Origin of the sequence: Natrinema sp. 1APR25-10V2 (assembly GCF_031626495.1) — an archaeon.
Taxonomy (GTDB): Archaea; Halobacteriota; Halobacteria; order Halobacteriales; family Natrialbaceae; genus Natrinema.
Genome location: NZ_JAMQOJ010000006.1, coordinates 206,335 through 228,186 on the forward strand (window position 1 = coordinate 206,335; position 21,852 = coordinate 228,186).

A 21,852-nucleotide genomic window follows, 5' to 3' on the forward strand; every position below is an offset into this window, starting at 1 on the left:
CAGCTGGCCGACGGCGTTCGAGACCCGCCGAAACCCTCACTGGTCGTATTGATAAGATCGCTGTCAATATGAACGGTGGCTGGTCTTGGGTGTATATTACAATACACATGGGCTTGTGGCTCATTCTCGCTGTCGTAGTGGTCGGACGACGAGACACCGGTCCAGTCGCTGCGTTCTGCATCGAATGACCGAGAAACACGATCTCAGCAAGATTGTGGTTCTCGTCGATGGCTACGGGTAGCTGGCTACTCTTTCAGTTAGTATTGGACGGTCAGGTCGACTACATCCACTAATATCTACTCGAGGAACAGTTTCAAGCCTTCACGATGCGCGTTGACTGCTTTCACAATTCGTGGGTAAGCAATCGGGCCGGCGTCAGAGGACTACTTGATCAGTTCACACACTACTAAAACACACACTGACCGATATAATCAATTAATTTGTATATTTAGCAGAGGTAGTAAGCTAGATAATTCCAATCAGAGTTCGGGGTCATCGATCTGAATATTGATCATCTTCGTTTGCTGATACTCCTTGAGCGTCTCTTTTGCACATTCCCGCCCGATACCAGACCGTTTATATCCGCCGAACGGTGTTCCCGGAACTAGCCGGCCGTATTGGTTTACCCAGACTGTGCCAGCTCGGATATCGTCAGCGGCACGGTGGGCGAGAGAGAGATCCGTCGTTGCCACTCCTGCAGCCAGACCGAAGTCGATATCGTTCGCAATAGCAATCGCTTCGTTGTAGTCGGAAAATGTGAGCACGGACGCCACTGGTCCGAAGATTTCCTCCTGCGCGATTCGCATGTCATTCGTGACATCGTCGAAGATGGTCGGCTCTATGTACCAGCCGGCATTCTCGTCGTCGAGCGGATCGGTGCCACCGCCACGGACCACTGTAGCACCCTCACGCCGGCCGAGTTCGACGTACTCTTTCACCTTCTCGTATTGTTGTTTCGACGCGAGTGGACCAGTCGTCGTCTCCTCCCGAAGCGGATCACCGATGCTCCGCGCAGCGGCTTCGGATTCAAACAGTTCCATGAATTCGTCGTGGACATCTTCGTGAACCAGTGTCCGGGAGAAGGCTTCGCATGACTGCCCTGTGTTGTAGAAAACCCCCTCGGCAGCGATGGAAGCCGCCTTTTCTAAGTCTGCGTCCGGGAAGACGACGAATGGCGATTTCCCACCGAGCTCGAGCGTCACCGGAGTAATCCCTTCGGCGGCAGCTTTCATCACCGTCTCTCCGGTCATATCTTCACCGGTGAACGAGAGCTTGGAAACGTCCTCGTGACGCGTCAGGGGAGCGCCGACTTCGTCGCCGAACCCGTGGACGACGTTGAGCACACCATCGGGGAGAATCCCCGCAGAGAGTTGAGCGATCCGCGTCGCCGAAAGCGGCGTCTGCTCTGCGGGTTTCAACACGACGGTATTCCCCGCCGCAAGAGCCGGACCGAGCTTCCACGCCGTCAGTATGAGGGGGTAGTTCCAGGGAACGATGAGTCCGGCGACACCGTATGGCTCACGTTTCGTGAACGCGTGGACATCGTTGGCGACCGGAATCTGGTGGCCCTGTTCGCCTCGGACCACGTGTGCGTAGTACTCGATGTAGTCGAGCGCCTTCCCTACCTCGTACTTCGCGTTCTCGATCGGTTTCCCCGCGTCGAGACTCTCGAGCAAGGCCAGTTCGTCGCTATTCGCCCGGAGTGCCGACGTCCACTCGAGGATGGCGTCCGATCGTTCGCCGGCCGTCAGCGATCCCCACGTGCTGTCGAACGCCGCCTCGGCCGCATCGACGGCCCAATCGACGTCTTCGGAGTCACAGCGCGGGACGGTCGTGATCGTTTCGTCGACCGCGGGTGTTCGCGTCTCGAAACGTCGACCGGTATTGGACGCAGCTGACGCCCCGTCGATCCAGGCGTCGAACTGAGCGTCCGCTGTCGCCTCGGAGATTGCTCGTTCGTGATTCCGATGGATCGTGTCGGTGAAGTCGTCGTTCGTCATCGGTAGTCAGAGAACGACGTGAGAGTCGATACGTGTCCGGCCGGATCGATCCTCTGTCGAAATATATGACATTCTCTTATTGACTGGTACATAATCCGACTATTGGGCCAATGAGTTATAAATTCTTCCAAGATACTGGCGTCCCAAGAGGGGAGAGCTGTCAAGCGGATTTCGTTAAAAGCGACGGCTCGTCTAGTCCTGAAGCGGTTCTAGATTATCGAGTAGCAACTCGATATCGAAGTCGTTGAGCGGACGGTTCTCGTCTTTGATCGTCTTGATTGCGAATTTGGAACTCGTCCGATTTATCTCCTCGATCGCTTCGAACTGTTCGACGATACGTTCGACCATGTTTCGGTTCGACAGCCGAGAGATAACGACGAAGTCCGTGTCACCCATCGTAAAGTAGACCTGATTGACACCCTCGACCTCGCTCAATCGTTCTCCGACTTCGTTATGATATCCCTGATCGTAGTCCGCCCAAACCTCAGTGATGACCGTGATGTTCAACCCGAGTTTTTCCATATTCAGGTCGAACAGATCGTTAGTGATGACGTTCTTCGTCTGTAGATTATCTAGCCGATAATGAACAGTCGATTTTGGAATATTGGTTTCTTTGGATATTTTTTCGGCACTCCCGGACTCGATCTCCGCAATCGCGTTAAGAATTCGGATGTCTTTTTCGTCCATAATGTCAGTCAGCGTTATCGGTTACACAGTATGTCGTATGCCGCCTACTTTATTGTATTGTTGTATGCAAATCCATGATCTAAAATAAATGAGGTGTTCACATAGCCGGTTCCACTACCCAGAACGACATCCACTGGCAAAGTAGTGACCCGCCGAGGAGGCTTCCGCACGAATTTTACATTCATACGGCTGTAAAATCATGATCGATCATCCAAGTCTGAATGTAAGCCGATAAAATATATATCTATCGGATTTTATCCAGTTGGGGAGAGTATATTTGGACAAGGTGGTGAGGACGTGTCAGCCTGACGACTACGAGTCAGGTCGGTGTCGCACGAGAACCCGTGTAAATTCGGTCGAACACGTGCTGGAGTCGAACAGGGACAGATGCAACGAGGACAGGGTGGCAGCAACCGGTCTTAGCGTTCGGCGTGCGATTCTGTGACGTCGAGGAGATTGAACGGTGTTCCGTTCTCGTTTTCGATCGCGGACTGGTAGGCGATATGTGCAGTCGCAACGTCCTGAATCGCGAGACCGGTGCTGTCGAAGACGGTAATACCGTCGTCGCCCGCTCGGCCCGCTTTCGTACCGACGACGATCTCGCCGAGGGCGGCGTGAATGTCTTCGTCGGAGAGTACGCCCGTCGAGTAGGGCACGTTTATCTCCCCGGAGTGGGTCGTCTGTGCGTGATCGTCGATTACGAGTGTCGCCTCGAGGAGCACGTCGTCAGTGAGTTCCTGTTTTCCCGCAGCGTCGGCACCCATCGCGTTGATGTGCGTGTGGTCACCGACATCGTCTAATTCGACGATCGGGTCCCGAACGGGCGTCACCGTCGACAGGACATCGCAGGACGCGGCTTCGGACACGTCACCCTCGCGGACGGTGAATCGGTCGCCAAAGTGGTCGACGAACTCTCGAACTCGATTCTCGTCGAGATCGCTGACGACGATATCCTGGATCGGGCGGACCTCGGCGATGGCCTCGACCTGCGTGTAGGACTGGATACCAGCGCCAACGATACCGAGGCTCGTCGCGTCTTCGACGGCGAGTTCGTCGGTCGCAACAGCCGCCGCGGCGCCAGTGCGCTTCATCGTCAGTTCGGTCCCGTCCATGATGGCGAGCGGAAGGGCCGTTTCGGGGTCAGAGTAAATCATCGTCCCCATCACCGTCGGGAGGCCGTGCTTCTCGCCGTTGTCGGGGTGTACGTTGACCCACTTGATGCCCGCGGCGTCCCACTCGCCGGTGTCCAGGTACGCGGGCATCGCGCGGAAGTCGCCGTTGTACTGCTCGAGATCCACGTACGACTTCGGCGGCATCTGGGCCGTTCCCCGTTCGTACGCGGCGAAGGCCTCTCGAACGGCCGGTACTACGTCGGACATTTGCGCGTTCTCGCTGACGTCCTCGCTGGAAAGCAGTCGAACAGACATACCTCAAGACGTATCATATACTGTAATAGTTCGACTTGTCCCGGCAATATCGTCTTATATCTCATATATAGTTGCGATATCGGATTCAGTTTAACAGCCAGCCATCCGTCGGTCGTTGACGGATCCGTCCGACGTAGCGGCCGGAGGAAGCGGTATTCCTCAGTTCGGAGCGCCGGTAATAATATATAGCATCTACTATAATGGGTTAGATAGAATGAAATCCAACAATACGCCCATGATGTTGAATGAGGGGTCAAGAAATATCTCTCACTGGTACGACCCGGAGAGCGACGGGGCCCCCCTGACCGAGGGGAGCGGTGCGACGGTGACCGACGCCGACGGCGATTCCTACCTCGATTTCCTCTCGTCGCTGTACTGCGTCAACGCCGGCCACGACGACCAGCGGATCATCGAGGCGATCACCGATCAGCTCGGACGGATCCCGTACGTCTCCTCGGCGAAGGAAAACGACGCGCGGACGAGACTGGCGAACGTGCTGGCAGACGTGGCACCGGAGCCGCTCACGGACGTGACGTTCTCCGTATCGGGGAGCGAGGCGAACGAACTGGCGATCCAGATCGCTCGCGAGAGTCAGGACGCGTCGAAGGTGCTGACTCGATGGCAGTCCTATCACGGGAGTACGTACGGTGCGGCGAACCTGACCGGCGATCCCACGACCCGAAACGCCGTTCAATCTCACGCGTCGACGACCGGCGGCGTCAAGTTCCTCCCGCCCCTTCCTGACGTGTTCGACGCCGAGGGAGCGGAGCTCGCGGAGAAGGCCGCCGACCACGTCGAGTTCGTCGTCAGAAACGAGGGGCCCGAATCGATCGCTGCAGTCGTCATCGAGCCCGTCGCGGGATCCAGCGGCGGATTTCCGGCCCCGCCGGGATACTTCGAACGGCTCCGCGAGATCTGCGACGAGTACGACATCCTCCTGATCGCCGACGAGGTGATCACCGGGTTCGGTCGCTGCGGAGAGATGTTCGGGATGCAAACCGAGGGAGTGGATCCGGACATGATCACGTTCGCGAAGGGCGTCACGAGTTCGTACGTCCCGCTCGGCGGTGTTCTCATGCGGGAGGAAATCGCCGAGCGCGTCCGCGACGGCGGTACCGCGGTCGGGCAGACGTTCGCCGGCCATCCGGTGGCCTGTGCCGCCGGTCTCGCCGCGATCGAGGCGTACGAGGACGGTCTCATCGACAACGTCCAGTCCCTGGAGCCCGTACTGCGTGAGGAACTCGAGGCCCTCGCGGAGCGCCACGACGTCGTCGCCGAGGTTCGCGGTCGAGGGTTCCTCTGGGGGATCGTCGTCGAGGACCCCGAAACCGGGGAGCCGTTCGCGAACTCGTGGGTCGACGACGACGCCGACAACCCGGTCGAGGACGTCGCCGAGGCGGCGGGGGAAGCGGGACTCCTCGTCGGCGTCGGCCGGCCGGACTTTCAATTACTCGTCGCGCCACCGCTCTGTATCGACGAATCCGACATCCACGACGCGGTCGAGATGCTCGACGAGGCGTTCACCGCCGTCTTCGAGTGAGCGCTTCCCGACTGATTCTCTCCGGTCGCGACTATCGGTGACAGTACGCGGCGAAGTTCTCGAGCACCGCCGTCGCGTTGCACTCGTCGAACGAGTGATCGCCGTCGGTCCAGTCGCTGGGACGATCGCGAACGCGCGTCGTGAACTCGGGGTGGAACTGGACCGTCCAGATCGGCGCGTCGGCGTGGCGAGTACAGAAATACTCGTTGTACTCGGTTTCGGCGATGACTTCCATTCCGGATCCGGGCTCGACGACCAGATCGGAGTGGAGCACGGGAACGATCGGCTCGACCCCAGCGAGGATGGGGTCGTCCGCGTCGACGTTCGTCATTTCGACGAACGTGGCGCGACGTCGGTCCTCGACGACGCTTCCGCCGAGCGCGGCGTTGACGAGCTGGTGACCGAAGCAGACGCCGAGCAGCGGCAGCTCGCGGTCGCGACACGTCCGAACGAGCTCCATCTGCGTTTCGAACCACGGATATCCCTCCTCGTAAACGCTGGCGGTACTGCCGCTGATGATGACGCCGTCGTACTCCTCGAGCGGCGGATGATCGCGGTCCTCCGCGTACACGTGATAGTCGCTTTCGGGGGTGAAGTGTTCGATCTCCGGACCGAGATAGCGATACTCCGATCTGACTTCGTCGTCGAGGACGAGTATCATCACCGCTCGGTACTGACCCGAGAACAATAAATTATAGTACCTCTACCGCAATCTCCATTCAGACGGTGCCACACCCTCAATGAGACCATCTACCACACAGCAATCGATCCGTGAGGGACCGAACCGCGGGGGACGAAGCCGCGAGGAGGCGATGCTCGAATGACCGACGCGACCGATCGAATGATCGAGGTGATCGAGGACCCGGCGATCGACCATGTCTTCATCGAGTTCGCCGACGTCAACGGCATCTCCCGTTCGAAGCAACTCACCGCCGACACCTTCCTCGAGAAGTGGGCCGACGGGTTTACGATGAACCTCGTGATGTTGGCCCAGACGCCGCGCAATCACGTCCCGGAGGGAACCGGACTCGGCGCGGAGATCGGACACAGCGACGGGATCGTTCACCCGATCCCGGAGACGACGACACGGCTGCCCTGGCGCGAGAACGCCGTCCGGGTCCTGTGTCGGTTCACCCACGAGGGTGAGCGGCTGGCTAGTTCGCCGCGGGCGGCACTGGAGTCGGTGCTCGCGGCCAACGACTTCGGGTTCGACTTCTACGCCGGGAGCGAGCTCGAGTTCTACCTCCTCGAGGAGGGTCCCGGGAACGAGTACGTCCCCGCGACCGGCGGCAACCACGAGTGTGTCTCCTGGGCGACCGAGGAGGTCTCCGGCTTCTACGACCGGCTCGCCGAGTGGGCCGGCGACTACGGAATCGACCTCACTGCGCTCCACCACGAGCACGGTGCCGGCCAGCTCGAGGTGCTGTTCGACTACGGCCGACCGCTCGAACAGGCGGACACGACCTTCGACTTCAAGCGGCTCGTCAAGCAGGTCGGCCGGAGCTTCGACCAGTGGCCGACGTTCATGGCCAAGCCCTTCGCCGACCGACCGGGCAGTGGCTATCACCTCCACGTGAGCGCGTTCGACGACGGGCAGAACGCCTTCGAGGCTGACACGGGCGACACGCTCTCCGAGCGGGGCCGCCACTTCGTCGGCGGCCTGATGGAACACGCCGATGCGCTGACCGCGCTCGGCACGCCGAACATTAACGGATTCAAGCGGTTCGAACCGAGTTCGTTCGTCCCCTACACCGCCTCGTGGGGGTACGACAACCGGATGACCGCGGTCCGCCTCCCGTTGGGGGAGCCCCGTCTGGAGACGCGGATCGCCAGCGCCGACGCCAACCCGTATCTGGTCATGGCCGGGACTATCGCCGCGGGCCTCGACGGGCTCCGGCGCGAGCTGGAGCCGCCGGCGCCGACCGAAGGCGACCCGACCGGCGACCGACCGGAGCTCCCGCGCTCGCCCGAGCTCGCCCTGCGCGCGCTCGAGACGGACGACGCGCTCGTCGACCTCCTCGGCGAGGACGTCGTGCGGATGTTCACGGCCTCCAAACGACGCGAGCTGCAGGCGTTCCGGGATCACGTCACCGACTGGGAACGCGACCAGTACGTGAAGACGATTTGACGGCTCGGATCGGAAGCGCGGTCACAGAGGGGTGCGGCGATAGGGCTCACCCGGATTGAAGCGGGAGAAGCGCTCATTGAACTAGTTATCGCAGACATAGCGAACCGGAAGCGACCGAGTCGTGATCCCAAAACGGCTCCGCTGACACAGTGCTACTGACGAAACACTACCCGCGGGAGCGGGAGTGACATTTCGATTATATATAACGGGAACCTATATGAAAGGTAATCACCTACGACCGGACGTGAACGACCGATGACGGACGCGTCCGAGCTGTTAGACCCGTTTATTGTACAGCCCCCATCGTTAGACGAACGGCGAGCGGCACGGATCGCCGAACGCGAGTTCGGGAAGCGAGGAACGGTGACGGAACTCGGCGGAGAGCGGGACCAGAACTTTCGGATCGATGCCGACGACGGCGAGGCGTACGTACTGAAGATCTCCAGTCCGGCCGACGACGTTTCGTCACTCGAGCTGCAGGCCGAGGCCCTGCGGCACGTGTCTCGGACCGATCCCGACCTCCCGGTGATGGAGATCGTTCCGACGATCGATGGCTCGCCCTGGACGTCCGTCGACGACGACGAGACGTACCTCGTGCGGATGTTTACGCACGTTCCCGGGCGAACTGCTCCGGGGCCGGAGCTCGACGAGGAGGCCCTGTACGAGTACGGAGCGGTAGCGGCGAGACTCGGAGAGGCGCTTCGCGGCTTCTTCCACCCCGACGCAGATTACGACATACTGTGGGACCTGCGGCACACCTCCGAACTTCGATCGCTCCTCGACTCCGTCACCGACGAACAGCGACGCGATCTCGCCGACCGCATCCTCGATCGGTTCGAAGATCGGGTCGAACCGGTTTTCGATTCGCTCCGTGCGCAAGTGATTCACAACGACCTCACGCTCGACAACGTCCTGCTGGACGAGCGCGATCGGGTCAGCGGCATCGTAGATTTCGGCGATCTCACCCACACGGCCCTCGTGAGCGACCTCGCGATGGCGATCGCGAGCGTAATGTACCGCCGCGAAGACCCGATCGAGGCGGCCGAGGCGGTGATCCGGGGCTACGTCAGCGTCACGCCACTCGAGGAAGAAGAGGCCGGCCTGCTGGCGGACCTCGTCGCGGCACGGCACCTCACGTGGGGAGTCACGGTCGCGTGGCGACTCGACGAACATCCCGAGAAGACCGACGACCACAGCGTCGCCGGCGTCGACGACGGATGGGAACTGTTGCGAACGCTCGACGAACTGGGGCTGGACACCGTCGGTCGACGCCTGCGAACCGCCGCGCTGGCCGGTGACGTTCCGTACTCCCGAATGGACACGGCCGAACTGGAGTCTCGGCGACGCCAGGTTCTCGGATCGTCTCCCCTCTCGTACCGCGATCCCGTCCACTTCGTCGGCGGCGAGGAGGTGTGGCTGTACGATTCGTCCGGTCGTCGCTACCTCGACGCGTACAACAACGTACAGGTCGTGGGGCACGCGAACCCCGCAGTCGCGGACGCCATCGGGGGGCAGGCGCGTACACTGGCCACTAACACACGGTACCTGCACGAGGCTCCAGTCGCGCTGGCCGATCGCATCCTGGCGACGATGCCCGACGAGTTGGACCGAGTCCTGTTCGTCAACTCCGGAAGCGAGGCGACCGACACCGCCTGGCGGCTGGCTACGGCGGCCACCGGAAACGACGGCGCAATCGTTTCGGAGAACGCGTATCACGGTATTACCGAGGCGACGACGGCGCAATCGCCTGCAATCTGGCCCGAGGGTTTCTGCCCGGACCACGTCGAGACAGTCCGTCCGCCGGTCGACGAAATCCCCCGCCGGATGCACGCGGATCGAGACCCGGTCGAAGACATAACCGAGTCGCTGGCGACTCTCGAGAAACGAGGGTCGGGAACCGCGGCGTTCGTGTTCGACTCGCTGTTCACCAGCGACGGGATCCACCCTCCCGAGGGAGAGCGATTGGGATCGATGATCGATCGCGTCCGCGAGGCGGGAGGGGTCGTCGTCGCGGACGAGGTACAGGCCGGGTACGGACGAAGCGGCTCGAGCATGTGGGGGTTCCAGAGCGCAGGTGTCGTCCCTGACATCGTCACGATCGGCAAGCCGATGGGCAACGGACATCCCGTCGCGGCCGTCGTGACGCGGTCAGACATCGCGTCGACCCTGTACGACCGGACGGGGTTTTTCAGTACGTTCGGCGGGAATCCCGTGTCCTGTGCGGCTGCGTTGGCGGTGTTGGACGAGATCGAGGAGAGAGACCTGTTGACTCACGCCGTCGAGGTCGGCACGTACCTGCGTGACGGGCTGCAAGAACTGGCCGTCGAATACGAACTCATCGGCGAGGTCCGTCAACGGGGACTGATGATCGGTGTCGAACTCGTCAGAGACCGAGAGACCTGGGAGCCGGCACCGAGCGAGACGACCGCAGTAGTCAACGGACTCCGTCGACGTCGGGTTCTCATCGGTTCGACCGGCAGAGAGGGTAACGTGCTGAAGATCCGTCCGCCGCTGGTGTTCGAAAAAGGGCACGCGGACCGCCTCTTGGAAGCGTTAGACGACGTCCTCTCGGAACAGAGCGTCGTAAACTAAATCCTACAAATTCCGCCGGGGCGGAAAGCCAACCAAGACGGGACGAGAAAATCGGAGCAATCTGTTCACACGGACTCTACAGAAACCCAGAGCCGGGGTCCCGATCGGGCGATAGCACTCTCCGACCGTTCGGCCCGTCGTCATCGCGAGCACGATCGCCGCGGAGTTACACGGTAGCCGCGAGGAGATCGAACTATCGGAGGCCATTAGCGGTGATCCCGCCGGAAGGCGACCGGAATTGCCGCGCTCGAGCGAGCCGCTCTTCGAGCGGTCCCGGACCGGCAAAACGAACCACGTTCGTTCGCGGGAAGCAGGTGTGCCGTCGCGCGAGGAGCGGCGCGGGCGGTTCGGTTACTGCTTCTCGGCGAGCAGCGGGGCGACGGATTTGAACGCCTCGAGGTGCTCGTCGATGTGTTCTTCTTCGTGTTGGACGCTGATGGTCCACTGCTGGGAGGCGTCGTGCGGATGAGGCAGGACGCCCTGATTGAGCATCGCGAACCAGTAGTTCTCGTGGAACTCGGTGTCGACGTGCTCGAGGAAGTCGCGGTAGTTCTCGATCCGTTCCTCGGTGAAGTGGACGATCCCCTGCGAGTTGACGTTCTCGACGTGGCCGTCGATTCCGGCGTCGGCCATGATATCCTCGTAGCCGGCGACGAGCTTCTCGCCGAGGTCGTTGACGTGCTGATAGGCGTCGTCGGTAAGCACGTCCCGGAGGACGGTCGTGACCGCCTGCAGCACGAGCGGGCTCCCGTTGTACGTTCCGTAGTGGGCCGCGCCGTCTTCGATCGTTCGCATGACTTCCTCGCGACCGCCGAAGGCACCGACGGGGAAGTTACCGCCGATACTCTTGGCCATCGCGACGAGGTCGGGTTCGACGTCGTAGTACTCGGCCGCGCCGCCGGGGGCGACCTTGACGCCGGTCTTCACTTCGTCGAAAATGTAAGCGATACCGTACTCGTCACAGAGTTCGCGGAGCCCCTGCAGGAACTCCTTGTACGGTTGCGTCACGCCGACGTTCATCACGATCGGTTCAACGATGAGGGCGCCGATCTCGTTCATGTGCTCGCGCATGATCCCCTCGACTGCTTCGAGGTCGTTGAACGGAGCGATCTCGACCGTGTCGGCGATCGCCTCGGGGATCCCCTCGCTCTCGATCAGCTTCGTCGGACGCTCGGGATGACCCAGCTTCCCTTCGGGCGTCGACTTGCTGATCAGGACGGCGTCGTGGACGCCGTGGTACGACCCTTCGATCTTCAGGAGTTTGTCCTTGCCCGTGTACGCTCGCGCGATACGGATGGCGTGCATCGTGCTCTCCGTCCCGCTGTTCGTGAACCGGACGAGGTCGACGGGGTCCCACCGCTTCTTGAGTTCCTCGGCGGCCTCCGCGAGGAGGTCGTGCGGATGCGTAAAGAGCGTCCCCTCGTCGAGTTGGGTCTTGACCGCGTCAGTAACGGCGGGATGCGCGTGTCCGACCATCCCCGCTCCGTTGTTCATATCGAAGTCCAGATAGGAATTGCCGTCGACGTCGTGCAGGTGGACGCCCTCCGCTCGGTCGACCACGAACGGATGCGGATCCCACGCGCGGTACGTACTGGCCACGCCGGCGGGGACGTGGTTCCGAATTTCTTCGAACCGTTCCTTGCTCTTCGGGGTGCGATCGACGTATTCCGATTCGAGACTGTCCCAGAGGTCCATGTGTCGCCCGTTCGTTCGTATCGTAATAAATATTTATACTACATTCAAAAGAATGCCATTTGATAGGATTATATCCTATCAGTCACAGTTGTTTTGTCGAAAACGAGGGGCGGACGGGTGACTGAGCGAAATCAGCGCCGTCGGATGAGTTCGCTCACGACGATGAGTCCCATACTGAACAGCAACACCATGGTGCTGATCGCGTTGATCACGGGGTCGGTTCCGTGCTGGACCTTCGACCAGATGTAGATGGGAAGTGTGTTCTGGACACCGCTGGTGAAGAACGCGATCAGGAAGTCGTCGAACGACAGGGTGAAGGCGAACAGCGCGCCGCTGACGATACCGGGCATCAGGATCGGGAGCGTCACCCGGCGGTACGTCTGCCACTTGCTGGCACCGAGGTCGCGAGCGGCCTCCTCGAGTTCGGGATCGAACCCGCGAAGGCGTGCACTGACGGTGATCAGGACGAACGGCGTGACGAACACGAGTTGGCCGATCATCACCGTCAGCAGCGACGTGTTGATGTTCAGGAAGTTGAACCAGAGCAGGAGGGCGATCCCGAGGATGAGTCCGGGAATCGTCATGGGCGCGACTACGAGCGCGCGGTAGAGCCCCTTCCCCCGGAAATCGGCTCGCACGAGGGCGATCGCACCGAGCGTTCCGAGGGTCGTCGCTCCGGCCGTCACGACAATGCCGACGTACAGGCTGTTCATCGTCGCGCGGATGAGTCGCGTGTCGCTCACCATCTGCGCGTACCACTGCGTCGTGAACCCGTCCCAGGGAATCGACGAGAACGTCCCCTTCTCGAAGGAGAAGAGGATCAACACGGCGATCGGCGCGTAGAGGAACGAGAACACGAGCACGGTCCAGATCGGGAGCCAGTACTGCTCCGCGACCGCGAGGATCGAATCGACCTGAGTGGTCACGGTCTCGCCGCCAGCGTCGGAATTGGACGTTTCAGTACTCATCGTTAGAACATCTCCTCCACGTCAGTGTATCCCATGAGCGACCAGAGGACGCCGGCGACGACCAGCATGAGGACACTCCCCAGCGCCGCGCCCACCGGCCAGTCGCCGCCGATACCGAACGCGTACCCGATCCGCGTTCCGACGAACAGTTCGCCGCCGCCGATCATCGCCGGGACGATGTACGCGCCCATGCTGAAGATGAAGACGAAAATGATCCCGCCGACGAGCCCCGGGATCGATAGCGGTAGGACGATCCGACGGAACACCGCCAGCCGCGACGCGCCGAGATCGTACGCGGCCTCGATCAGGCTCTCGTCGATCTTCTCGAGGCTGGAGTACAGCGGCAGGACCATGAAGGGCAACCAGAGGTAGGTCAGCCCGAGCCAGATGGAGAACTTCGTGTTGATGATCCACGAGATGGGCTCGTTGAGCACGCCCATCCAGATGAGCATGCTGTTCAGGATACCCTTCGATCCGAGGATGATCTGCCAGCCGTAGATCCGGACGATGTAGTTCGTCCAGAACGGGATCATGACCATAATCAGGAGGAGATTCTGGTACTCGCCGCCCCGTCTGGCAATGTAGTAGGCGAACGGGTACGCGACGATCACTGCCGTAACCGTCGTCAGCACCGCCATCGTCGTCGTATTGATGAACGCAGCGCGGTTGGCCGAACCGGCGAACGCCCCGATGTAGTTCTCGAGCGTGAAGGCGTATTGCAGCGCGAAGTCCTCCATCCGCATCGTCGCGATGAAAAACATGATCGCGAGCGGCCCGATGAAGAACAACAGTTCGAGGAACAGGATCGGCCCTCCTGTTGCGAGGAATCCGTTCGATTCCTTGATTCGGTTGACTATAGTCCGAGATAGACTATCATTTTCCCTTGACTCAGCTACCATATCCGCTATGTTAAAACGGCGCACAATATAGCTTGTGATTCACCCACTGAGACTGACATCGAGAGGAAGCGGTTCTCCAGTTCTTCAGGGGAGTTTCTCCAGAAGCGTGTACACCGGCAGGTAATATCACACTATATTCCGAACGAGCGCCGACAGTAACTCGTCTCAGATTCAGTTTTGTAACTAATAGCTGGATGGTGTCAGATCACAATCCAGTGTGTTGGATAGTGTGGAAAGTATTATATAGCCCTATGAGACAAGGTAACACGAGCTGTAATGAGCAAATTCGAAGACATAACGGGCGACGAGAACGGACGCGCACGTATCGGAGCATCACGACGGACCTTCCTTCAGTCGGCCGGCCTCGCCGGAACGGCGGCGATGGCGGGCTGTCTCGGAAACACGTTGAGCGGCGGGACGACTCTCAACGTGCTCACGTGGGAGGGGTACGGCACTGACACGATCATCGACGAGTTCGAGTCCGAAAACGACGCCACCGTTAACATCAGTCTCGTCTCGAGCGACCCCGAAGGGTTCAACATACTCAAAAGCGGCGGGACGTCCGATTACGACCTGCTCACGGTGAACAATACCTGGGCAGCCCGCCACGCCGAAGCAGGGACGATCGAATCGCTCAATCCGGACGACTTCCCGGAGATGGACAACTTCCTCGAGAAGTTCCAGTGGCCGTTCGAGTCGTTCGCGTACGAAGACGAGATGTACGCGCTCCCGACTCGGTGGGGCTGGGACACGCTGACGGTCAATACGAACAAGGTCCCCGAAGAGCACTACTCCTCCTACGAGGTGCTCTGGACCGGCGGTCCGAACGGCGAGTACGAAGGCGAGATGGGGATTATGGACTGGCCGACGTGGAACATTCCGAAAATCGCGCAGGCGCTGGGCTACCCGCCGTTCAAGCAGAACGAGGAGCAACTCGCCGACATCAAGGAGAAGCTCGTCAGTATGTTCAACAACATGGGAGCGATCTACAGCGGGACCAGCGCGATCCGCCAGGCGTTCCTGCAGGAAGACATCGTCATCTCTCCAGTCGGGAATTTCACGATGTCGGAACTCCGTGCTGAGGGCAACGACTGGGTCAACGTCGTCCTCCCCGAACAGGGCGGAATGGGGTGGACCGAAGGGATGTGCATGGTCAAGGATCCCGCCAACCCCGACCTCGCCGTCGAGTTCATGAACAAGGTGATTTCCCCGAAGGGACAGTACAGCATCGCCTGGGAGCCCGCAGCGAAGAGTCCGCCGGTGAACACCGCCTCGTTCGATCAGTTCGACGCGGACCAGCAGGAGGCGCTCATGTTCAGCGAGGACGGGTTCGACGCCGCGCAGACCATCTCGGAGCAGACGACGCCGTACGAATTCTCGGATAATACGGACGCGTGGACGGACATGTGGGAAGATGCGAAAGCGGAAAGCGACGTGTAAATGGAAAGCGATACCACGACACCCTCGAAAAGCGAGCCCATGATGGAAGAAACAGCAGTCGAGGACACGGGAGCGCCGACCGGCGAACGCGACGAGTCGGATGCGACTCGAACCGGCACCGTGGAACTCGACGGACTACGGAAGGAGTTCGGAGACGTAACCGCCGTCGACGGGATCGATCTGCAGATCAACCCGGGCGAGTTCCTCACGCTGCTCGGCCCGTCCGGCTGTGGCAAGTCGACCACGCTTCGCATGATCAGCGGTCTCGAGACGCCGACCGCAGGCGACGTGCACATCAGCGGTCAGCGAGTCACTGGCGCGGCCGCGAACAAGCGCGACACCAGTATGGTGTTCCAGGAGTGGGCGCTCTTCCCGCACATGACCGTCGAGGAGAACATCTCGTTCGGACTCGAGATGGACGGCGTCCCGGCTGACGAGCGGAAAGAGAAGGTCTCCGAAGCGCTGGAGCTAGTCGAACTTCCGGGCTATCAGGACCGGAAGGCGACGGAGCTGTCGGGCGGACAGAAACAGCGGATCGCCATGGCGCGTGCGATCGTCCGCGAACCCGACGTCTTGCTGCTCGACGAACCCCTCGCGAGTCTCGACCGCAAACTTAGACAGCACATGCAGGTCGAACTCAAGAAGATTCAGGAAGAGCTGGGAATCACGTTCATCTACGTCACGCACGATCAGGAGGAAGCGTTGACGATGTCGGATCGAATCGCCGTTTTGGACGACGGTCAGATCGAGCAGGTCGGACCGGCCGACGAGCTGTACAAAGATCCCGCGACGAAGTTCGTCGCGACGTTCCTCGGCGAAACGAACCTCTTCGAGGGGACCGTCTCGTCCGACGGGACGAGCGTCCGAGGCGACGATGCCGACGTGCGCATCGAAGCACACCCGGCCCTCAGCGAGCGCCGCGCCATCGTTTCGGTCCGGCCCGAAGAGATCGCAGTGGTCGGCCCGGACGAGAGTCCCGGCTTCGAGAACGAATGGGAGGGAACCGTCGACGAAACGATCTACAAAGGGTCGCTGAAGAACTATCACGTCGATATCGGGTCACAGACGCTGGAGATCGAACGGCAGATAAACGAGGAAACTGCCGACTTCGACGTCGGAGATCAGGTAACAGTCGGGTTCCCGGCGAAAGTAGGCAACGTCATCGAAGCGTAGTTACGAGGTGCCACGATGTCACAACAGACGCAGTCGAACGAACGGGTCACGCAACAGTACGACGAATACTTGATGCCGATCTGGAAGTCACTGAACGTCCCCATTCGTCGGGCAGAGGGGTGCTCGGTGGAGGATTTAGACGGGAACGAATACCTCGACGTCTTCTCCGGCATCTCGGTGACGAACGTCGGTCACGGAAACGACGCCGTCGTCGACGCCGCGAAAACGCAACTCGAGGAGTTCGTTCACGGGTGTTCGTACGTCCACCCCAACCAGCCTGTCGCCGATCTCGCGGAGCGCCTCGCCGACGTGACGCCCGGTGATCTCCAGAAGAGTTTCTTCTGTAACTCCGGGACCGAAGCCGTCGAGGGCGCGGTGAAGCTCGCCCGCAAGTACACGGGCAGCAAGGAGGTCGTTGCCCTCGAGATGGGGTTCCACGGCCGAACGCTGGGGAGCCTCGCGCTCACCGGCAATCACACCTACAAACACGAGATGGGGCCAACGATCAACGACGCGGTCCACGCCCCGGCACCCTACCGCTACCGCTCGGCCGACGAGGGCTCCGACGCGACGTTTGCGGATCGAGCCGCGGCCGAGATCGAACACGTCATCGGCACCCACACGAGCGACGATCTCGCCGCCATCGTCGTCGAGCCGGTGATGGGAGAGGGCGGCATCATCGTGCCGCCGGAGGGCTGGCTCGAAGGCGTCCAAGAAATCGCTCACGAACACGACGCGCTGTTGATCGTCGACGAGGTTCAGACCGGGTACGGTCGTACGGGAGAGCTATTCGCCAGCGAACACTTCGACGTCGTGCCCGATATTCTGACGCAGGCGAAAGGGATCGCGAACGGACTACCGCTTGGCGCGTTTACCGCCTCCGCGGAAATTGCAGATGCCTTCGAGGCCGGCGATCACCTCTCCACGTTCGGCGGCAACCCCGTCGCGTGTGCCGCGGCGCTCGCGACGATCGACGAACTGCAGGACGGCATCGTCGAGCACGCTCGCGAGCAGGGGGCCTGGCTCGCCGACCGACTCGCCGAACTCGAGGCCGAGTTCGATGTCGTCGGCGAGACTCGAGGGCTCGGCCTCATGCAGGGCGTCGAGCTCGTCGACCCGTCGGAAACGGGGCCGCGCGGCAACGCTCCGGCTCCCGACAAGGAACTGGCTTCGGCCGTCGCCGACGAACTCCGCGAGCAGGGGATCATTATGGGCGTCGGCGGCTACTACAAGAACGTCATGCGATTCCAGCCACCACTGACGATCGACCAGGACGATCTCGATCGGACCGTAGAGACGCTCCGCAGGGCCATCGACGCAGAGACCGACGATGAGTGACGAGCGGTCGCGCGCCGAGGCGTTCCACGACCGATACGAGGGGACCGACGTCGAACTCGCCTACACTGGCAGGCAGACGTTCCTCAAGGGCGAGCCCCGTGACGTCGAGGATCTCGCAGACGCCGACGTCGCAGTACTGGGAGCGCCCATCGATGCGGCCGCGAGTAACAGGCCGGGCGCACGTTACGGGCCGTCGGCCATCCGCGAGGCGAGCGCCTGGTGGGCCTACCTGTCGGGGTACAAGGGCGGAGTGACGAACATGAACACGCGTGCGCAGATCGATTTCAGCGACGTAACGGTCGCCGACTGTGGCGACGTCCCGGTGTTTCCGCTCGATCAGGAGAAGTCCGCCGAGAGCATCACTGCGCACGTAGCGACGGCCGCCGAGCGGGCGTTTCCCGTCCTGTTAGGTGGAGACCACTACTGCACGTATCCATCGTTTCGCGGCTTCGCCGAGGCCAGCGATGCCGACAGCGTCGGCCTCGTCCAGATCGACGCACACACCGACACCGCCGAGGACAGTCCCGTTTTCGGAGAGCACTTCCACGGATCGCCTACCCGGCTGATCGCCGAATCCGACTATTCGGACTTCGAGCATATCAGTCAGATCGGGATCCGCGGGTACGAATCGCCGGGATTCTTCGAGTTCGCCGACGAATCCGGATTGAACCTCTACACGATGCGGGACGTCCGGACGAACGGGATCGAGGACGTCGTCACGGACGCGATCGAGCAGGCGGCCGCGGAAACGGACGCGGTCTACGTCACGTTCGATATCGACTCGGTCGATCCGGGCATCGCGCCGGGGACGGGCACGCCGGAACCCGCCGGACTGGATAGCCACGAGGCGCTCGAGATAATGGAGATCCTCGGGACACACGACGCGGTCGGGGCCGCAGACCTCATGGAGGTCGCCCCCGAACGCGATCCGACAGGGTCGACGCAAACGCTTGCGGCGTACCTCCTCGTCACGCTCATCGAACGCCGGTTCGCGGAGTGATATCGGGTTCGACTCGGCGACTTTGGACGAGAATCGATCGGTCGATACGGTCCTACGAGTTGCGGTCACGAGTGAGTTTCCGCTGGCTGGTTTAGCACCCCTGATAGTATTTGTCTGTTTGGCGATTGGTATAGTCGCCATGTGATATAATAGTTTGAGAATGCACAATACTCCCTCTGACGCTCACTCGACCCCCCCCCCCACCCACGAGATATAGACGCGGTCAACTCGCATCTTGAAGTGTAAAACCACTTCTCAACCAGATTTCGGTCACCGTCGTCGAGCTGACCGCTCAACCCTACCCGCGAGAGGGGAAGTCAGATAGCTGTAGCCAGCGACGAGAAACACAACCTCAGAGAGATCGTGTTTCTCGGTCACTCGATGCAGGAATACAGCGGCTGGGTCAGTGCCTCGTCGTCCGAACACTGCAACATCCAGAGTGAGCTAGAACCTACGGATATTGCAGTGTAGATACAAGACTATTCTCCGAAAATCCTGTCAGTAGTCTCATCAACAGCGACCCGCGACGGCGAGGCCGTCTTCTCGATGGAGGCGACCACCCGGCACCGGAACCGCGGCGGCCCGGCCCAAGGGGGCGTCATTACCGCGCTAGCGGACACGACGACCGCGATCGCGTTCATGACCACGCTCGAGGAAGACGAATCGACGACGAACATCGAACTCAAAGTCAACTTTCTCCGGCCGGTGTTCGAGGACTGCCTCGAGGCGCCGGCCACGGTCGTCGTTCGGCGCCGGACTATCGGTCTAACGGTGTGCGAAGACACCCTCGGAGCGGATACCGGAAATCAAGATTCGTCTCCAGTATTAACCAACAGGCCCGTGGATGTGCCGATTGTGTTGGTTAAAACGGATTGTGATCGCTCCCACTCGAATCCGTTGACACTCTGACTACAGAGTGGCAACACCGGTCAAAATATACGGCCTTGTTGAAACCCTCAGTCGGTGATAGGTTCTACAAGCCGTGATGAATACATAGCGCGTATCTTGCTCTACGGTTCGGTCATTTCGGGATTGCTGTGATCGGTTAATAGAGGGCAATAATCTAACGCCACGAACCGTGGTCTATCGCCTCGACATCAAGATCTGGAGCGTGAGTTCAGCAGTTGGACTGGCTCTGGCCAAAGACTCTAATATTTTGAATTCGATACTCTTCAAAAGAGCGGCTACAGAAGTACGATTAAGTCTGGCAGCCACGTATATCTAGAGGTCATGAAACGGATCTTAGTTCCGTTGGATGGATCATCGGAATCTGAAGCAGCCCTCAGGGAAGCGTTCGATCTCTTCCCAGAAGCGGAGATACACGCGTTTCACGTCGTTCAAGTTACGGAGTTCCCACAAGACCCGAACAAATCGGCGTACGAACTTGCCGTCGAGAAAGGGAGAGAAACACTCAACCGGGCCGACGAAATCGCGGGCAAACACGATCGAGGAATCGAGACGCGGATGAAGGAAGGCCACGCCGCGAAAACGATCGTAAGATACGCCGAAGAGAACGATGTCGATCACATCGTTATGGGGAGTACTGGTTAGTCGGGAATGTCTAGGGTATTGCTCGGGAGCGTCGCCGAGTCGGTCACACGCCGGGCACCATGTTCCGTTGTGATTGTACGAGAAAATTAGCGATGAGCACCAGTCTACCGAAGAGTAACGATCCAAGTCGTTCGGCTTCTGGGCCGCACTTCTGCTGCATTCACGCTCTGTATCTTGCACGCGCTTTCTACCAGCTGCTGGATAGATTGAGCGAGGCGTACGAGATACACAGCGCGAATGTTCTACGGAATTCGACTTAATAAGCGAGGTTGGAGATCGCTCAGTACAGTCTGAGTACTTTTCACAGCCTCAATTATTACCACATATCTTGAGATGCGTCTGCATCTCATCGATTTGGTCAGTCAAGGCCACCGTCTGCTGATCGTGATCATACTCGATAAATCCTGATTCATCCATCAACGGCAGGTGATTGTGTACGAGAGCAGTTTCGATCGCGTCTGTACCATCATCCGATTGATCGACTGGTCGGCGGGTTTCCCACGCTGCAATTTCCGCTGCCAAGTCACCCACTTTTACCGGTGTGTCGGCGACTCGAAGATACCGGAGACTGAATCGTCGTCGCGGCTCGGAGAGAGTCTTGAAGATTGTATTGTTGTGTACTCGATCTGTCTCCAATCGCTCAGTCTCGTGGGGATACGTAGCCATATCTCCAATGGGCTTCTCCGCCGGATAAGTGTTGTCTGTCAAATATGTTTTCTATTGTGGATAACGTGGCCGACGTGTGTCTGATTACTGTTTCCACACACCTCGGTGTGGGTATCCGTATTTCGGATCAAATCATTGCGTATTTCGTAATGAGTCAGAAATGGCGTATGTGCGCTACTCCTCTTCGGTGTCCTGCTCACTGTCGTACGGGTCGGTATAGAAGAAGTGGTTGAAGGGTTGCACTCGCCGTTGGCGCAAGATTGCCGAACTCTCGATTGTGAGGCCGACCTCGTGGAGGGCATCGGTGATACGAGCGGTATCGGACGTCCCGGTTCCGACGGCCTCCACGTACAGGTTCCGGCGTCCGGTTAGCGTTTCTCGAACATCTACGACCCCACGAACGTCGAGGATTTTGTCAACCATCTCCGTTCGTTCCGTCGGCGGTGCCGTACAGACGAACAGGACTTGGAGCGGTAGATTAGCCGTCTCGTAGTCGATTTTCGGATGGTAGCCTTCGATAACCCCGGTGGCTTCAAGCTGCTCGATCCGATTGCGAACTGTGCTGGCAGAAACGTCGACCTTGTCGGCGATCTGTTGAGCAGAGCGGTTCCGTGCATCGAGTTGGAGTTCGTGCAGGATGCCCCTATCCACGTTGTCTAATTTGGCCATACCGGTCACTCCGCCAGCCACATCAATAGATGTCCGGGGTAGACCGCTTCTGCCAATCGAGGCAGCGCAACCAAGATAG

General features: G+C 60.1%; 17 protein-coding genes and 2 pseudogenes. 9 read left to right on the forward strand and 10 right to left on the reverse strand.

Annotated features, from left to right (window positions below; translation table 11 throughout):
• Nucleotides 1–479 precede the first annotated feature (479 nt).
• The 3 genes from NDO75_RS19365 to NDO75_RS19375 form a co-directional block, all read right to left on the reverse strand.
• Nucleotides 480–2,000: an aldehyde dehydrogenase family protein gene (locus NDO75_RS19365; protein ID WP_310908256.1), complete on the reverse strand. Its 1,521-nt coding sequence runs from the start codon at nt 1,998–2,000 to the stop codon at nt 480–482.
• Between the two features lie 192 nt (nt 2,001–2,192).
• A complete protein-coding gene (locus NDO75_RS19370) occupies nt 2,193–2,687 on the reverse strand; it encodes an Lrp/AsnC family transcriptional regulator (protein WP_310908257.1) in 495 nt (164 codons plus the stop codon).
• Between the two features lie 419 nt (nt 2,688–3,106).
• A complete protein-coding gene (locus tag NDO75_RS19375) occupies nt 3,107–4,114 on the reverse strand; it encodes an ornithine cyclodeaminase family protein (protein WP_310908258.1) in 1,008 nt (335 codons plus the stop codon).
• A 214-nt stretch (nt 4,115–4,328) separates the two neighbouring features.
• Here NDO75_RS19375 and NDO75_RS19380 point away from each other — a divergent pair, with 214 nt between their 5' ends.
• Complete coding sequence (locus tag NDO75_RS19380) at nt 4,329–5,654, forward strand: aminotransferase class III-fold pyridoxal phosphate-dependent enzyme (protein ID WP_310908259.1); 1,326 nt, start codon at nt 4,329–4,331, stop codon at nt 5,652–5,654.
• Between the two features lie 31 nt (nt 5,655–5,685).
• On the opposite strand, the gene NDO75_RS19385 is transcribed toward NDO75_RS19380, so the two are convergent.
• Complete coding sequence (locus NDO75_RS19385) at nt 5,686–6,315, reverse strand: type 1 glutamine amidotransferase (protein WP_310908260.1); 630 nt, start codon at nt 6,313–6,315, stop codon at nt 5,686–5,688.
• Nucleotides 6,316–6,474: 159 nt separating this feature from the next.
• Between NDO75_RS19385 and NDO75_RS19390 the strand changes: the two genes are divergently transcribed.
• Complete coding sequence (locus NDO75_RS19390; protein ID WP_310908261.1) at nt 6,475–7,782, forward strand: glutamine synthetase family protein; 1,308 nt, start codon at nt 6,475–6,477, stop codon at nt 7,780–7,782.
• A gap of 255 nt (nt 7,783–8,037) precedes the next feature.
• On the forward strand, nt 8,038–10,374 hold the full coding sequence (locus tag NDO75_RS19395; protein ID WP_310908262.1) for an aminotransferase class III-fold pyridoxal phosphate-dependent enzyme: 2,337 nt from the start codon (nt 8,038–8,040) through the stop codon (nt 10,372–10,374).
• 351 nt (nt 10,375–10,725) lie between these two features.
• Here the strand turns inward: NDO75_RS19395 and NDO75_RS19400 are convergent, their stop codons facing one another.
• From NDO75_RS19400 to NDO75_RS19410, 3 genes are all read right to left on the reverse strand, one after another.
• Nucleotides 10,726–12,069: an aspartate aminotransferase family protein gene (locus tag NDO75_RS19400; RefSeq protein ID WP_310908263.1), complete on the reverse strand. Its 1,344-nt coding sequence runs from the start codon at nt 12,067–12,069 to the stop codon at nt 10,726–10,728.
• Between the two features lie 131 nt (nt 12,070–12,200).
• Complete coding sequence (locus tag NDO75_RS19405; protein WP_310908264.1) at nt 12,201–13,037, reverse strand: ABC transporter permease; 837 nt, start codon at nt 13,035–13,037, stop codon at nt 12,201–12,203.
• A gap of 2 nt (nt 13,038–13,039) precedes the next feature.
• Entirely contained in the window at nt 13,040–13,936 is an 897-nt protein-coding gene (locus NDO75_RS19410; RefSeq protein WP_310908265.1) for an ABC transporter permease, read from the reverse strand.
• 276 nt (nt 13,937–14,212) lie between these two features.
• Between NDO75_RS19410 and NDO75_RS19415 the strand changes: the two genes are divergently transcribed.
• From NDO75_RS19415 to speB, 4 genes are read left to right on the forward strand one after another with little or no spacing between them, the layout of a single operon-like run.
• Nucleotides 14,213–15,376 (forward strand): substrate-binding domain-containing protein, encoded by a 1,164-nt coding sequence (locus NDO75_RS19415; protein ID WP_310908266.1) that lies wholly within the window; start codon nt 14,213–14,215, stop codon nt 15,374–15,376.
• 39 nt (nt 15,377–15,415) lie between these two features.
• Nucleotides 15,416–16,549: an ABC transporter ATP-binding protein gene (locus NDO75_RS19420; protein ID WP_310908267.1), complete on the forward strand. Its 1,134-nt coding sequence runs from the start codon at nt 15,416–15,418 to the stop codon at nt 16,547–16,549.
• Nucleotides 16,550–16,564: 15 nt separating this feature from the next.
• Nucleotides 16,565–17,887: an aspartate aminotransferase family protein gene (locus tag NDO75_RS19425; protein WP_310908268.1), complete on the forward strand. Its 1,323-nt coding sequence runs from the start codon at nt 16,565–16,567 to the stop codon at nt 17,885–17,887.
• On the forward strand, nt 17,880–18,887 hold the full coding sequence (gene speB / locus NDO75_RS19430) for an agmatinase (RefSeq protein WP_310908269.1): 1,008 nt from the start codon (nt 17,880–17,882) through the stop codon (nt 18,885–18,887). The genes NDO75_RS19425 and speB overlap by 8 nt, the downstream gene beginning before the upstream one ends.
• A 233-nt stretch (nt 18,888–19,120) precedes the next feature.
• On the opposite strand, the pseudogene NDO75_RS19435 reads toward speB, so the two are convergent.
• A pseudogene (locus tag NDO75_RS19435) lies at nt 19,121–19,423 on the reverse strand (DDE-type integrase/transposase/recombinase); the annotation flags it as partial.
• Nucleotides 19,424–19,433: 10 nt separating this feature from the next.
• Here NDO75_RS19435 and NDO75_RS19440 point away from each other — a divergent pair.
• Both NDO75_RS19440 and NDO75_RS19445 read left to right on the forward strand, forming a co-directional pair.
• Nucleotides 19,434–19,796, forward strand: coding sequence for a PaaI family thioesterase (locus NDO75_RS19440; RefSeq protein WP_310908270.1), 363 nt, complete (start codon nt 19,434–19,436; stop codon nt 19,794–19,796).
• A gap of 321 nt (nt 19,797–20,117) precedes the next feature.
• A pseudogene (locus NDO75_RS19445) lies at nt 20,118–20,528 on the forward strand (universal stress protein).
• Between the two features lie 219 nt (nt 20,529–20,747).
• Here the strand turns inward: NDO75_RS19445 and NDO75_RS19450 are convergent.
• On the reverse strand, nt 20,748–21,104 hold the full coding sequence (locus NDO75_RS19450) for a hypothetical protein (RefSeq protein WP_310908271.1): 357 nt from the start codon (nt 21,102–21,104) through the stop codon (nt 20,748–20,750).
• Nucleotides 21,105–21,278: 174 nt separating this feature from the next.
• The gene (locus NDO75_RS19455; RefSeq protein WP_310908272.1) at nt 21,279–21,773 is read right to left on the reverse strand and encodes an AsnC family transcriptional regulator; all 495 of its coding nucleotides are present in this window, start codon (nt 21,771–21,773) and stop codon (nt 21,279–21,281) included.
• Nucleotides 21,774–21,852 lie beyond the last annotated feature (79 nt).

Bases quoted from the DNA above. Each gene is read 5' to 3' on its own strand.
- NDO75_RS19365 (WP_310908256.1), bottom strand. From the start codon at position 2,000: ATGACGAACGACGACTTCACCGACACGATCCATCGGAATCACGAACGA.
- NDO75_RS19370 (WP_310908257.1), bottom strand. From the start codon at position 2,687: ATGGACGAAAAAGACATCCGAATTCTTAACGCGATTGCGGAGATCGAG.
- NDO75_RS19375 (WP_310908258.1), bottom strand. From the start codon at position 4,114: ATGTCTGTTCGACTGCTTTCCAGCGAGGACGTCAGCGAGAACGCGCAA.
- NDO75_RS19380 (WP_310908259.1), top strand. From the start codon at position 4,329: ATGAAATCCAACAATACGCCCATGATGTTGAATGAGGGGTCAAGAAAT.
- NDO75_RS19385 (WP_310908260.1), bottom strand. From the start codon at position 6,315: ATGATACTCGTCCTCGACGACGAAGTCAGATCGGAGTATCGCTATCTC.
- NDO75_RS19390 (WP_310908261.1), top strand. From the start codon at position 6,475: ATGACCGACGCGACCGATCGAATGATCGAGGTGATCGAGGACCCGGCG.
- NDO75_RS19395 (WP_310908262.1), top strand. From the start codon at position 8,038: ATGACGGACGCGTCCGAGCTGTTAGACCCGTTTATTGTACAGCCCCCA.
- NDO75_RS19400 (WP_310908263.1), bottom strand. From the start codon at position 12,069: ATGGACCTCTGGGACAGTCTCGAATCGGAATACGTCGATCGCACCCCG.
- NDO75_RS19405 (WP_310908264.1), bottom strand. From the start codon at position 13,037: ATGAGTACTGAAACGTCCAATTCCGACGCTGGCGGCGAGACCGTGACC.
- NDO75_RS19410 (WP_310908265.1), bottom strand. From the start codon at position 13,936: ATGGTAGCTGAGTCAAGGGAAAATGATAGTCTATCTCGGACTATAGTC.
- NDO75_RS19415 (WP_310908266.1), top strand. From the start codon at position 14,213: ATGAGCAAATTCGAAGACATAACGGGCGACGAGAACGGACGCGCACGT.
- NDO75_RS19420 (WP_310908267.1), top strand. From the start codon at position 15,416: ATGATGGAAGAAACAGCAGTCGAGGACACGGGAGCGCCGACCGGCGAA.
- NDO75_RS19425 (WP_310908268.1), top strand. From the start codon at position 16,565: ATGTCACAACAGACGCAGTCGAACGAACGGGTCACGCAACAGTACGAC.
- speB (WP_310908269.1), top strand. From the start codon at position 17,880: ATGAGTGACGAGCGGTCGCGCGCCGAGGCGTTCCACGACCGATACGAG.
- NDO75_RS19440 (WP_310908270.1), top strand. From the start codon at position 19,434: ATGGAGGCGACCACCCGGCACCGGAACCGCGGCGGCCCGGCCCAAGGG.
- NDO75_RS19450 (WP_310908271.1), bottom strand. From the start codon at position 21,104: ATGGCTACGTATCCCCACGAGACTGAGCGATTGGAGACAGATCGAGTA.
- NDO75_RS19455 (WP_310908272.1), bottom strand. From the start codon at position 21,773: ATGGCCAAATTAGACAACGTGGATAGGGGCATCCTGCACGAACTCCAA.